Genomic DNA, 13,665 nt, shown 5'->3' with positions numbered 1-13,665 from the left:
CTTGAGTGTCACTCGGCCGGCATTCCCGGCTCAACGGGGAGTGGTCCCCAACCGGCCGTCAGGTAGGGGGCGGCCGGCTTCAGCGGCTGAGGGTCGCGTCGGTGCCGACGCCGGCTCCGGCGGAGATGCCGGCGAGCTCGTGGTCGTCGGCGTTGCCGCCGGTGCAGACGATCGCGCAGGGTCCCTGGCGGGTGGGGTCGGCCATGAGGCCGGCCAGGCTCGCGGCCCCGGCGCCCTCGGCCAGGGTGTGGGCGTGGGTGGCCATGAGGCCGATGGCGCCCTGGATCGCCTCGTCGTCGACCAGGATGAAGTCGTTGAGGCTGCGGCCCAGCACCGACTGGGTGAGGGCGAAGCTCGCCCCGACGGCCAGCCCCGCCGCGCGCGTGCGGCTGTGGACGGTGGCCGGCTCCCCGGACCTCCAGGCGCGGTGCGCGGCGGGGGCGGCGCTGGACTGGACGCCGATGACCCGGCACCCGGGGACCAGGGCGTCGCGCACGAGGCAGGCGCCGGCGGCCCCGGAGCCCGAGCCGACCGGCGCGTAGACGGCCTCCAGGCCCGGGTGGCGGCGGAAGAGCTCGAGGTAGACGGTGGCGTGCCCGAGCACGATGGCCGGCTCGTCCCCGGGGGAGACCATGCGCATCCCCTCGGCCAGAGACAGGGCCTCGGCGTGGGCCAGCGACTCGCACATCGTCTCCCCCTCCACGACGACGCGGGCGCCCAACGCGCGCACCGCGGCCACCTTGCGGGCCGGCGCGCCCACCGGGACGACGACGGTCACGGGGACCTCGCTGCGGGCGCCGGCCCAGGCCAGGGACTGGGCGTGGTTGCCGGTGGAGGCGGTCACGACGCCGCGGCGCCGCTCCTCGGGGCTGAGCGCCGCCATGAGCGCCACCCCGCCGCGGACCTTGAAGGCGCCGGTGGGCTGGACGTTCTCGTGCTTGACCGTGACCTTCACCCCGGCCTCGGCGTTGAGCAGCGGGTAGGACCAGGCGGGAGTCTCAGGCAGGACCCGCGAGACAGCCTCGTAGGTGCGCAGGACGGCGTCGAAGTCGAGGCCGGACTGGGTGGTGGCGGGAGCCTGGGGCAGGGTGTCGATGGCGGTCATGGCTTCATGATGCGGGCAGCCGGGGTATCGGTCCAATGAATCTTTTGACGAATACCCATCGATACAGGGCATACTTGGTGGCGTGATCGATGTGCAGCAGCTGCGGGCCCTCGTGGAGCTCTCCCGCCTCGGCACCGTCTCGGCCGCCGCCGAGTCCCTGGGCTTCAGTCAGTCCACCGTCTCCCACCAGCTCGCCGCCCTGTCGCGCGCGACCGGCGCGGTCCTGCTGACGCGGGCCGGACGCGGTGTGCGGCTCACCGAGGAGGGCCGGGCGCTGGCGGCGCGGGGCCAGGAGGTCCTCGACCTGCTGGAGCGCACCGAGCGCGAGGTCGTCTCCATGGCCCGCGCGGAGGCGGGGCGCGTGCGCCTGGCCGCCTTCCCCTCCGCGGTGGCCTCCCTGGTGCCGGGGGTGCTCGACGTCGTCGGCCGGCAGTACCCGGGCCTGGAGGTCGAGCTCGTCGACGCCGAGCCGCCCGAGGCCCTCGACGCGCTGCGGCGCGGGCGGGTGGATGCGGCCCTGTCCTTCTCCTATGTCGACGACGACGCCGGCGAGGGCCTTCAGGCCGAGTGCCTGCTCGACGACGTCCTCTACCTCGTCACCCACCCCGGCGGCATCACGCGCATCGCCGACGGCGCCCAGTGCCGGTGGGTGACAGGCTGTGCGCGCTGCCGCGAGGAGCTCCTCGCCGTGGGGAGAGCCAACGGCTTCACGCCCGAGACCGCCTACGCCTCCGATGACTACGTGGCCGTGCAGGCGCTCGTCGCCGCCGGGGTGGGGGCGGCCCTGCTGCCCGGGATGGCGCTGAGCGCCTACCGGCACGAGGGGGTCCAGGTGCGGCCGCTAGCCCGCGAGCAGCGGCGCGTCGAGGTGGTCACCCGCGCCGAGCGGCCCCGGCCGCTGGCCATCGACGTCCTGGTGGAGGCCTGCCAGGTGGCGGCCCGCCGCACGAGCCTGCGCCGCCCCGCGGTCAAGGGCGCGGCAGCGACGCCCTGACTCGCCCTCCCGAGCAGGACGGCGCCAAGCATTGATTGACGTGGGTCACAGTGCTAAAGTCGAGTCACGCAATCGTTTGCGCAGTGAGGCGCTCGGCGGTGAAGGAAGGCAAAGATGCAACGAAAGATTCTGCTCGACTGCGACCCGGGGCATGACGATGCGGTCGCCATGATGCTCGCCTGGGGCAACCCCTCGATCGAGCTGCTCGGTATCACCACCGTGGGTGGGAACCAGACCCTGGACAAGGTGACTCGCAACGCGCTCAGCGTGGCCACGGTCGTGGGAATGCACGACGTCCCCATTGCCGCCGGCTGCCGGCTCCCCCTGGTCCGCCCCGTTGAGATCGCCCCGGACGTGCACGGCGACAGCGGCCTGGACGGCGTCGAGCTGCCGGAGCCCGCCGTGGCGCTCGATCCGCGCCACGGTGTGGATCTCATCATTGAGACGATCATGAGCAACGAGCCGGGCACGGTGACCCTCGTCCCCACCGGCCCGCTGACGAATATCGCCATGGCTGCCCGCAAGGAGCCCCGTATCGTCGAGCGCGTCCAGGAGATCGTCCTCATGGGCGGGGGCTACCACGTGGGGAACTGGTCGCCGGTGGCCGAGTTCAACATCAAGGTCGACCCCGAGGCGGCCCACATCGTCTTCAACGAGAAGTGGCCGATCGTCATGGTGGGACTCGACCTGACCCACCAGGCCCTGGCGACTGACGAGGTGGCCGAGCGCATCGCGGCGGTCCCCGGCAGCGTCTCGCAGTTCACGCTCGGCCTGTTCACCTTCTTCCGCAAGGCCTACCAGGACGCGCAGGGCTTCGACTTCCCGCCGGTTCACGACCCGTGCACGCTCGCCTACCTCATTGACCCCACGATCGTCGAGACCGTCAAGGTGCCTGTCGACGTCGAGCTCAACGGCTCGCTGACCACCGGCATGACGGTCGCGGACTTCCGGGCGCCGGCTCCCGAGGACTGTCACACCAAGGTCGCCACGCGCCTGGACGCCCCCGGGTTCTGGGGCCTGGTGGTCGACGCGATCGACCGGATCCAGAAGGTGGTCGACGCATGAGCCCGGCAACGGCAGAGGTGAGGGCCTCCGGGGCGGCGGCGAAGAAGTCCGTCGGCGCCGTCATGACGGCCCTCCTGGTCGCCTGCTTCGCCTTCCAGCTCAACGCCTCCATGCTGAGCCCGGCGCTGGTGACCATGGAGAAGGAGCTCAAGACCACCGGAACCGTCATCGCGACGTCGCAGACGGCCTTCTTCACGGCGGCGGCGCTCTTCGCGCTCTTCCTTCCCCGCCTGGGGGACATGATCGGCCGGCGCAGGCTGCTGACCTGGATGATGGTCCTGACCGCCGTGGGCTGCGTGATCTCGGCGCTGTCGGGGGTACTCGGCTCGGTCGCGCTGCTGTTCGTCGGCCGCATCGTCCAGGGTGTGGCGGGGCCGACGGTGCCGTTGTGCCTCATCATTCTCAAGCAGGCCGTGCCGGACCCGAAACGGTACGGGACGCTGCTGGGGGTCGTCACCGCCGTCAACGGCGGTATCGCCGGGATCGACGCCCTAGCCGGCGGGTTCCTCGCCGGACGCTACGGCTTCGCCTCGGTGTTCTGGGTGATGACAGCGGCCGCCGTCGCCGCGGCCCTCGCCGTCGCCCTGCTCACCGACGAGTCCCGGATCGACAACCCGACGCCGATGGACTGGCTGGGGACCAGCCTCCTGGTCGTGGCGGTCGGCTCGGCCCTCATCGCGATTGACCAGGCCGGCAAGCTTGCCCAGGCCAACTGGGTGCTCGTCCTGGTTCTCCTGGTGGTTGCCGGCGTGGCCTTCGTCGCTTTCTGGCGCCAGGAGTCGGTGAGCCGTCACCCCCTGGTGACCACCACCTATCTGAGGTCGCGCTCCACCTGGGCGCTTCTGCTCACCACCATGCTGACGATGACCGGGGTCTTCGCCATCATGAACGGCATCGTTCCCGCCCTCGGACAGGATGCGGACTTCGGTGCCGCACTGGGAGCCGACGTCGTCTCGTTCTGGACGCTGACCCCCTACGCCCTGGCAGGACTGCTCATGGGACCGGTCGCGGGCACCCTCGCCGGCCGCATGGGGTACCACCGGGTCCTTCGGTTCGGTCTGATCGGCACGGTGGCGGGGCTCGGCCTTCTCCTCCTCGGGGTGGCGACTCCGCAGCCGTGGCTGCTGCTTGTCATCTCGGTCCTCGTCGGCGTCACCTATGCGGGCATGGGCAACATCATGCTCAACGGGCTCGGCATCGAGCTCTCCCCGAAGGACAACCCCGGTTACCTTCCGGGCCTCAACGCCGGGGCCTTCAACCTGGGCGCCGGGATCTCCTTCGCGATCCTGTACGCGGTGAAGACCGCTGCGGGAGACGTGGGACGAGGAGCCTACGTGGCCACGATCGTCGCTGGTGTGGTGCTGCTTGCGCTGGCGTTCCTCGCTTCGCTGCTGATTCCCCGGGCGGCGGCCGACGGCGAGGCGCCGGCCGGGCCCGCGGGGAGCTGAGAGCCCGGCCGGCTGCGGTCGACGCGGGGACTCGCCACGAGGTGGGAGACGATGGTTACTCAGAGGGATATTGCTCGCGAGCTGGGGGTGGCGGTGTCGACCGTCTCCAGGTCCTTGAGCGACGTGCCCGGTATCCCTGAGGCGACCAAGGAGCGCGTCCGTCAGGCCGCTGAGCGGCTGGGGTACCGCAGGGATGCGCATGCCGCCTCCCTGCGGACCGGCCGCTCGGGGACGATCAGCCTCGTCGTCGGGGCCATCGACAATCCCTTCTTCGCAGAGCTGGCCCATCACGTGGAGACGCAGGCGAACCGTCTGGGGCTCCTGTTGATGATCGCCAATGGTCAGGAGGACCCGGCCGCGCAGGAGCGGGTTGCGCTGTCGATGCTCGAGCAGCGGGTCGATGGCATGATCCTGGTGCCGGTGGGGCCTCCCACGAGCGGGTTGCAGGAGCTGGTGGCGCAGACCCCGACTGTCGCCGTGGACCGACTCCTGCCCGGAGCCGACGTCGACTCGGTCCTGGTGGATCCCCGAGGGGCCGTCCGCGAGCTGGCCGGGCACCTGCGCGATGCGGGGTATCGGCGTCCGGCCGTGATCTCAGGGCCGGACGTCACCAGTACGGGCGCCGGACGCGCTCGGGTGGTCTCCGAAGAGCTGGAGGCCGCCGGATGGTCCGGTTTCCCGGTACTGTCGTCCGCACATGACGCCTCGCAGGCTCAAGAGGTCGTGGAGCGCCTTCTCGCCGACTGCCAGCCGGATGTCCTCATCTGCGGAGGCAACGTCATCACGCTCGGTGCGCTGCGCGCGATGAAGCGGCTGGGGGTCGACGTCGGTGCCGACGTCGGAGTGGCCACATTCGATGATCTTCCGTGGTTTGATCTGATGAGTCCGGCACTGACGTCCATATCGAATGACATTCCACGCATGGCGGCCGAGACAGTTCGGCTGCTGCTGCAGCGGATTGAGAACCCCGATGGGGCTGTCCAGCAGGTGGTTCACGAGGCCTCGCTCAGCCTGCGTGAGTCCACCTGCGGTTCTCGTCCGTGAATCGATGCCACATGAAAGGGAGATATCTGATGCGTACGTGTGTGCGAGCTGTCCTGGGTGACGTATCCGGCGAGGTCGCCGTCTTCGGGTCCCTCAATGCTGACCTGACGGTCCGAACCGAGCGCTTTCCCAAGCCCGGTGAGACGATCCGCGGGGAGGACCTGGTGATCCTACCGGGGGGCAAGTCGGCGAACCAGGCGGTTCAGGCCGGTCTTCTCGGCGCTCGCGTGAGGATGATCGGGGCTGTCGGAGCGGACGGTCACGGCGACCTGCTCATCGAGTCCCTCCAGTGCGCCGGCGTGGACACCTCCGCGGTTCAGCGTGAGAACGTGGCCACCGGCACCGCCATCATCACCGTGGACTATGCGGGGGACAACACCATCGTGGTGTCTCCCGGTGCGAACGGGAGGGTGGACGTCTCGACCGCGCAGCGGCACCGGGATGTCATCGGTGAGGCCCGTGTGCTGGGGCTGTGCATGGAGGTGAGCGCCGAGGCAGTCGAGGCCGCGGCCCGCATCGCCCACGACGCAGGCACCCGCGTGGTCTTCAACAACTCTCCGTTCCACCCGGTGCTGTCCGCCGGGCTCCTGGAGGCGATCGATGTCTTGGTCGTCAATGAGCATGAGCTCGCCGACATGCTGAAGCCGGGTACGAGCGACGTTGCGGCCGAGCCGGAGCGCGAGCGGGCCGACGACGCCACGGACTGGGGTGATTGCGCGAAGAGGCTGGCCGTCATGGGGATCTCCTCCGCGGTGGTGACTCTGGGGGGCCGCGGGTCGATAGTGATCGAGGGGGAGGAGATCACCCCGGTCGATCCCTTCCCGGCGGATGTCGTGGACACCACCGGTGCCGGTGACTCCTTCCTGGGCACGCTGCTGGCGGCGCTCGCCGCAGGGGCGGGACTCAAGGAGGCGGCAGGTGCGGCCTCGGCCGTCTCCGCCTTCGCGACGACCTCCGTGGGGGCGCAGGCCTCCTACGGGGACATCGCCGCAGTCGAGCAGCACTTCGGATAAGCGCGGCTCGACGAGCGAGGCGAGAGAGCCGAGGCTGCTCGCGGCGGTTGCAGAGGTCTGTGGCGCCTCAGGGAGGAGTGGTGACAGGAGACCGGCCCGCAGGCCCCCGCCTCAGTTATTCGTGAACTGCTCGAGGTCCTCGGTGTGCGGGTGGCCGTCATCGGTCGAGCTGAGCCAGAAGACAGAAACGTACTTGGCGTAGGCATCATCTGAAGGAATCTGCTTGAGCGCAAGGAGACCTGGCCCTGTGGGGAGGCCGACTTCTTTCATCAGGAGATCTGTGATGTCGGTGTGTTGACCTGAATCGGGGTCCACGAGTTCCCGCCGTATGCTTCTCAGTTGCTCATTCGCGGCTTGACGTTCTTGTATGCCGATGGGGTCGTAGATTTGAGCTAGTAATGATGACGCGGCAGCTGGATCGGAAAATCGTGACATCCAGCCCCCGGAGTAGACATCGATGACGCCGGAGACGGTGTCGATCGTCTGACCTGTGCCGTCAATGCGAGAAACCGTCATAGGGGTGCAGTGGTCACCATTGCAGGGATCGCCATATTTGTAGTTACTCAAAAGAAAAGAGTTGTGGCTAGCCCCAATAAGCCATTGTGTTGTGGGCGTCGTGACCGGAGGTGCGCCTTGGTTTAATAAAGACAGAATTGTCAACGTGGCGTTTCCGGACGCTCCCGGGAAAGGCTGGTCAGATGTTTCGACAGCAAGATGTGTGTCAGTCAATGCGACTCCAATAATTCTGCGAGTGATATGGGTCGTCCGGACAACTGCTCCGGTGGAGGTATCAACGACCGCAAAATAGGCTGTCGCTTTCGTTGAACTATTGAGCTTAAATGCTACGTATTTCCCGTTGGGGCTGAGTATCCAGTCGTTCGTAAGGGCGGTGGTCTTGGTTGATGGTGACTGTTCACTCGAAGAATCTGGGTGGGTCGGCGCATCATGAGGATGCGTGAAATCGTTCACTCTGATCTGTGTTGCCCATACTATGCTCTTGTCCGAGGATCGCCTTCCGAACACGGAGAGCGAGGGGGGTTCGCCTCCGGTTCCCTCGTCTATCAACTGGCTTACTCCAGTAATGTAGTATCCGTTCGCGGCGATGGAGTTCTTCCAAGATGTGAGGTTTGGGGGATTTTCGGCCGAATCTATCGTCTCAGCTGTGGAGAGATCCAGTGACGTGATCTTAAGTCCAATGGTAGAATCCAGGGAGCGATGGTAATGACAGGTGCTGATTGTCAGCATGACTGCAATCATGAGGGCTACAATAGTGAATGCTCTGGCATCTCTGTGCAGCTCCTGTTGCACGAATGAGTGAGGTGTAGAGGCCTGCTGTAATTTCATGCGTTCCGCTCCGTAAGTCCGTAGAGACGATAGGTGGAGGAATGATCACTAGGGCCGCTGATATTCAGAAGGATAGTGGTGCATCCAGGAGTGCTCGTGAACTCCAGGTAAGGTCTCCGGTGGTCCCCTTTATCTGCCATGAGTTGATGCACTCCCTCTGAGAGGATGAGTGGACTAGTGTCAATAGTGTTGCCGCTGACTGGAATAGTGAGTTCTGGCGACCCGTCTGACGGACGTAGGAATATGTTTGCAATGATGGAGCCGTTGCTTGGACGCGGAGCGATCCCTACATGGGCAGAGGCTAAGCCTGGATAGTGCTCGGCAGGTGTGGCCGTTCGGTTTGTCGGCGTGAATACTGTTGCGACGCGTGGAGTGTTCCAGGCAGTGATGACGTCATATATGGACTTGTCGGAACCGTAGTAAGGGTATGTCGACAGAGTTTGAGATGCGGTGGATGCGACATCGTTAATACCTGACGCTGCGCCAAGAGGAATTTTATCTATGTTGCTGGAGTTGCTCTTGCAGGCTTGGTCGATGTTGATGGCATGTGCGGTAGGGTTTCCGTTCTTGTCGTTCTGATTGTTGAACTGGGCGGTCCAGCCAGAAATGACGACCGGGTTTGCTCCCATATAATCCTTGTGGCTGCGTGGCCGTAAGTTATCAACGACTATCGGATCAATGAGGAGATTATCGACACGGGTGCTTGCGGACGGATTGGCGTCGGGAGCCACGGCGATGCTTGCGGTCCCGACCCACATCTCCTCGTCCGTATCTTTATTGTCTTGTTCGAAGGTTGACACAATGAAGGTACTGTGGCCGGCTGACCCCATGAATGTGGTATCAATGGCGTCTCTGTTGCTCCACAACTTCCTCCCGTCCTTCAAGGAGTATGCCGTGTCCCCATCGAGAAGGGCGGAATCTGTGAGCTGTAAGGTGCCGCCGTTGCTCATGTGCCTTATGACGGGAGTGCCTGTTCGAGTGTCAAATACCAGTGTCGTCTCTGGTGAATCGGATGCTGACAAGTATTCATCGGAACTGATACCCAGATCATCTGGGATTCTTGCCCTGAGAGCGAGGTAGTCTCTGTTGGGGCTTGTAAAGGCGTATAGAGTGTCAAGGGATGCTTCATATTCCCATAGGATGCTGCCGTGGGTCGGCTCCAATGCTGTGATTCCCTCGCTGCCGATCACGATAGGTCCCGTCGATCCAGCGATGACGCGATCGACTCCGCCTATATCTTTGACCCAGCTTGCTTTAGGGCTGACTGTTGTGGGGATCTCGGGTGAATTGTGTGGTGCTGCAGACGTGCTGTGCGTGAAAGGTGTCACGAGGTAGTGTGCCGTTGATGTCAGTAATGAGAGTGCGATGATTGGCGTGAGTGATATGGCAGCAAGTTTTAACTTCGTGATCGGCTGGAGTTTTAATGATGCTTGCTTGGTTACCTTGACGCTGCTCTCGCCTGGCTGAGGACGTGCCGGGAGATACAGCTTGCGCCAGCGGGCCGGATTGCTGAGCTGCCTAGGGTGCATGGAAAGTAGGGTTCGCACGCGATGCAGGATGATGCTCGTGCAGATGAGTGTTGTGAAGCCAAGGGTCTCTGCTGCGTGGCACAAGAAAATGGGGATGGAGATTCCCGATCGCTCGTATGCTGTCATCCAGTGGTGAATATTGATGCCTGCCGTCGCGACACCAAGTAGTGCAATGAGGCTGACGATGACAATCATTGCCGCTCGCCTCAACTGATTGGCGACTGCGGCGAAGGACCATAAGAGGAATTGTAGTGCGAACATTGCGACGGTAGCCTGTACTGCCAAGTTGGAGAAAGGTCGCACTGATTTCATGTGAAGGACGTCAATGTCGATCCCGTAGATCGAACTCAGTAATTTTGCGATACCCGACGAGGCAAACATTGCCAAAACTCCGCCCCAGCGCAGGGCGCGCATCGTGAGGACGCCGCGTGGTGGGAAGGACTCGCCGTCGGCCTCGCTTTCGCCGGTGTCGGTCGCGGCCTGGTCGGCCTCAACGGCATCACAGTTGGCGCTGCCTTCGGCCTCACCCGTGTCCGGCTCCGTTGAGGCCTCGTCGCTGGAGGCGGCGGTGCCTGGCTGGGTTCCGATCCCCTGGCTGCCGGGATCGGTGCTGTGCTGATCGGTGCCGTGCTCGTCGGCGTCAGGCGTGAGAGGCATGAACCTATTGTGGTGACCCATCCGTGACTATGTCAGGCGTTTGCGAGGCCGTCACTCGTTTGAACGGGCCAGGCGGAACACTCCGGTGGATGGGCTTCGGGTGCTGCTCTGGGCGATCCCAGTGCCACCGGTTGAGGCGTCCTGGCCCGCGCCTCAGTTGTTCTTGAACTGCTCGAGGTTCTCGGTGTGGTGGTGACCGTCGTCGGCGGCGCTGAGCCAGAAGCGTGGAGTACCTGCCTCCCGGTATCCCTTGTCGTTGGTGACAACCTGGCTGATGAGGAGCCCCGGACCAGTGAAGACTCGTCGCGCCACGGCGTTATCGGTGTCCTCGTTGTAGACCGTGCCCGAGTTGGTGTCGACGACCTCCCAGTGAAGTCTCCCCTCATCGGTGAGATAGGTGCACCGCCTGATCCACCCGCCGAGAAGGATCTCGCTGGAATTGGTGAAGGAGGCCAGGTGCTTGCCGTGAAGATCAACCTGCGTCACCGTGGAGGTCGTGGCGGTGTCGTGGGAGTGGGCAGGCTGTGAGGACAGCAGAAGAGAGTTCTTCCCGGAGCCTGCAAGCCACAGGCTGGTGTTGAAAGACGTTGGAGATGACGTCGTGTCCGTCAGCGAGAAGACGCTGATGCGGCCCTTGCCCGAGCCGGCGGGATAGTAGGCGTCAGCTGTCTCGACGGCGAGCGAGTCGCTGGTGAGGGCCTGGCCCAGGACCAGCCCTGAGACCTCTGCTGTGCGCACCTGCTTCCCGGAAACCGCGTCAAGAACGACGACGGTTACTCGCTGATCTCCAGGTGTAAAAGGCGTTTTCTGAGAGTGAGGTTGATGCTCACTGGTGGTCTCCGGCGGGCGTAGTACCAGAGAGACATACTTCCCGTTCGGGCTGACGGTTGCGTATCCAGCAGTGCTGGATATGAGAAGGTCGCGCGCCTCCTGCTGAGCAGAGTGGGCATCAGGGCCTGATTCAGTGTACCCATAGTCTGCAACCTGCGGCGTCAGGTTGATCGCCCAGCGGGGCTCCTTGCTGGAGTCTTCAAATCTCGCCACGAGCGTTGACATTTTGTCGTCATCCATGAATCGGTAAGTGACGCAGATGTCTCCATCTTGTGCGGGAAGGTAGGAGGGAACGCGCCGGAACCTATCGTCTCGACCTTCGGACTCTCTCTTGCAGTTCTCCTTCTCGTCCGACGTGAGAGAGGTTGATGATATGTGCGATGCGGTGCTGGCGTGTGATGTGGTGCGGTTGGCGTGGCAGGCGTTCAGGGGAAGCGCGAGCAGCAGTGGGAGTACCGTCATGAGTGCTGCGCTTCGATAGCTTATGAAGGCAATGCTGTGTGGGATTCTAAACTTCATGTCGACCTACCCGGGGAACCCGTAGATTCGGAAAGACTGTGATGCTGTAGGGAGAGCGGGGGTGTTATTGATGATGGCGAGAGTGGATCCGGGGGTACTCAATGAGGAGATGTGTCGACTGTCGTCACAACTTACGGCGATGTCCTCCATGGCGGAGTTATATTCTCTTGATCGTGGTGGATAGTAGGTTGATCCTGGCTCAACCTCTGTGAGTGGAATTATTCTGCTGTCGCCTGTTTTGATCGTGATATGGCCATCGCCTGTGGTGATAACGGCGGTATTTCCTTCTGTCGTCTTGGTGACGGGTGCGCCGTTTTCAAGGCTTGTCGTGGTGATTCCTACTGCCGTGACATAGTGCGGGGACTGATCGAGTGGTGCGACCGTCGTGGTCGCAGGACTGAAGACCGTTCCGACACTGCTCGAACCCTTCCACGTCGAAGAGCCTTCAAGGTTACTGAGCTTGGTAGGCTGTCCGTCCGGCGTTGTCGCCGGGAAGACGGAGATCGTGCCGGTGGAGAGCGACGCTGGGACGTTGATGCCCAGTGTTGTTCCCAGGTCGAACGTGCGGGCGTCCGCCTCAGGTGCTTCACTGAGGGCGTCCAGGCTGATCGCGTGCGCGCGGCGAGCTTTCGCCTCTTCGTCTATATGGCCCTGCGGGGCGCGGTCGTCGTAGACGCCGATCCAGCCTCGGGCGGTGACGATGTCGCTCCGTTCCTGCTCGTGAAGGGTCCCGTTGACCTTCCTGGGCTGAGAGGGGTTGGCCTGAGATATGACTCCCAGAGAGTCGCGACCGCTGTCATATCCAAGAATGAAACTGGAGTGGCCTGCTGTGCCAGCATATTCGGTGGCAATTGGGGGTAAAAAGGTGTCATCCAGTTTGAAGTCTTTGAGATCCCACATCCGTGAGCCGTCGGTCAGGGAGTAGGCGACGGTGTCGTCAAGAAGAGCTGAATCGCTGAGCTGAAAAGTGTCGCCGTGGTCTCCAGCCTTGCGGGGGTGCTCCACAACGATCTTCCCGGTGACTGCGTCGAACACTAAGGTCCTGATCGGATATGCGCCATCCAGCTCTCGCCATTCTGGGCTCATGGACGAGTAGATGATGGGGTCGGCGGCAATGACCGCCACGTATCGTCCGTTCGGGCTGGTGATAAGCCCCAGATCCCCTGATGCGACAGGATCTATTTTGGGAGACCAGGTGAGGAACATGGCGCCGGCACGGCGGTACTGCCAGCGTGCCGATCCGTCAGCGGGGTCGAGTCCGGTGATCGTGTCCTTGGTGAGGAGGATGGGACCCGCGGCCCCGCCAGCGATGTCGAGGAAGTCGTCGACATCCTTCACCCACGTCTTCTGCGCTCCGAAGGATGTGGGATAGGCGGGTAGTTGGGCGGTATCGACAGCGGGTGCTGTGGTCTGCGTGATCGTGGGGGCGTCGGGGTGCGTGCTCTTCACCATGCGATAGGGGATGCCGAAGCCGGCCACCAAGGCAATTGCGGGCAGGAGTGCGATGGCGGCCGTGCTGAGGCGGCGGAAGGGATGGATCTGAACGGCGCGGGACCATAGCTGCCGTAACCCGACGCCCCGAGGGCGGCTGAACCAGAGATCCAGAGCCTCGGGGGACGGCTCGTCACCGTGTGGCTCCTCGGAGGGGAGAACGACTGACCGAGCCGCCCAGAGCCCGATATGCGCCATCGCGATCAGTCCGTACGCGGCGATGCCCATCGCGAAAGCCAGGAGCTCGCCCAGACGGACACCGAAGGCGGATGCGGTCTCCCGCCACAGCTGCAGGACCGGAAGGCAGGCGTAGGCGGTGCCTGCTGCAACCCCGGCCACAGGCAGGAGCTTGAGGGCGGTGATGACACCCGTCCGAATTCTGTTCGCCCCGGTGGTGCGGTAGTAAGGCGTGGGCCACACGGATGCGCCCACGAGCCACAGCACCAGCAGCAGCGCGCATCGTTTCCATGACTGGGTGATCGCTACCCGACCCACGCCTTTGATGCCGCTGCTCCAGGCGAAGAACAGGGCGACTGCCACGATCAAGGCGATGACGCTGCCGGCGAGCAGGGCGCGCATGCATGCCAGCAGGCGTGGGTGATCGCTGAGCGCAGCATCGTCGTGA

At 64.1% G+C, this 13,665-nt stretch carries 10 protein-coding genes; 5 read left to right on the top strand and 5 right to left on the bottom strand.

Annotation, left to right across the window (positions count from 1 at the left end; all coding sequences use genetic code 11):
- Window positions 1–79: 79 nt before the first annotated feature.
- Complete coding sequence (locus RIV14_RS02060; RefSeq protein ID WP_075373307.1) at window positions 80–1,105, bottom strand: threonine ammonia-lyase; 1,026 nt, start codon at window positions 1,103–1,105, stop codon at window positions 80–82.
- 82 nt (window positions 1,106–1,187) lie between these two features.
- Here RIV14_RS02060 and RIV14_RS02055 point away from each other — a divergent pair, with 82 nt between their 5' ends.
- The 5 genes from RIV14_RS02055 (at window position 1,188) to RIV14_RS02035 (ending at window position 6,669) form a co-directional block, all read left to right on the top strand.
- Window positions 1,188–2,099, top strand: coding sequence for a LysR family transcriptional regulator (locus RIV14_RS02055; RefSeq protein ID WP_075373306.1), 912 nt, complete (start codon window positions 1,188–1,190; stop codon window positions 2,097–2,099).
- Between the two features lie 114 nt (window positions 2,100–2,213).
- Window positions 2,214–3,164, top strand: coding sequence for a uridine-preferring nucleoside hydrolase UriH (uriH, locus tag RIV14_RS02050; RefSeq protein ID WP_075373305.1), 951 nt, complete (start codon window positions 2,214–2,216; stop codon window positions 3,162–3,164).
- Window positions 3,161–4,612, top strand: coding sequence for a uridine transporter UriT (gene uriT, locus RIV14_RS02045; RefSeq protein ID WP_075373304.1), 1,452 nt, complete (start codon window positions 3,161–3,163; stop codon window positions 4,610–4,612). The genes uriH and uriT overlap by 4 nt, the downstream gene beginning before the upstream one ends.
- 51 nt (window positions 4,613–4,663) lie before the next feature.
- A complete protein-coding gene (locus RIV14_RS02040) occupies window positions 4,664–5,656 on the top strand; it encodes a LacI family DNA-binding transcriptional regulator (RefSeq protein ID WP_075373303.1) in 993 nt (330 codons plus the stop codon).
- Window positions 5,657–5,685: 29 nt separating this feature from the next.
- Window positions 5,686–6,669, top strand: a complete 984-nt coding sequence (locus tag RIV14_RS02035) for a ribokinase (RefSeq protein WP_075373302.1) — start codon at window positions 5,686–5,688, stop codon at window positions 6,667–6,669.
- A 111-nt stretch (window positions 6,670–6,780) separates the two neighbouring features.
- On the opposite strand, the gene RIV14_RS02030 is transcribed toward RIV14_RS02035, so the two are convergent.
- The 4 genes from RIV14_RS02030 to RIV14_RS02015 form a co-directional block, all read right to left on the bottom strand.
- The gene (locus tag RIV14_RS02030) at window positions 6,781–8,013 is read right to left on the bottom strand and encodes a hypothetical protein (protein WP_143224245.1); all 1,233 of its coding nucleotides are present in this window, start codon (window positions 8,011–8,013) and stop codon (window positions 6,781–6,783) included.
- Window positions 8,010–10,199: a hypothetical protein gene (locus tag RIV14_RS02025; protein ID WP_143224244.1), complete on the bottom strand. Its 2,190-nt coding sequence runs from the start codon at window positions 10,197–10,199 to the stop codon at window positions 8,010–8,012. The genes RIV14_RS02030 and RIV14_RS02025 overlap by 4 nt, the downstream gene beginning before the upstream one ends.
- 153 nt (window positions 10,200–10,352) lie before the next feature.
- Complete coding sequence (locus RIV14_RS02020) at window positions 10,353–10,937, bottom strand: hypothetical protein (RefSeq protein ID WP_256694982.1); 585 nt, start codon at window positions 10,935–10,937, stop codon at window positions 10,353–10,355.
- A gap of 618 nt (window positions 10,938–11,555) precedes the next feature.
- The gene (locus RIV14_RS02015; RefSeq protein ID WP_256699355.1) at window positions 11,556–13,619 is read right to left on the bottom strand and encodes a hypothetical protein; all 2,064 of its coding nucleotides are present in this window, start codon (window positions 13,617–13,619) and stop codon (window positions 11,556–11,558) included.
- Between the last annotated feature and the right edge of the window lie 46 nt (window positions 13,620–13,665).

Source organism: Actinomyces acetigenes (assembly GCF_031296635.1).
Taxonomy (GTDB): Bacteria; Actinomycetota; Actinomycetes; order Actinomycetales; family Actinomycetaceae; genus Actinomyces; species Actinomyces acetigenes.
This window is presented reverse-complemented; position numbering and strand designations above follow the sequence as displayed.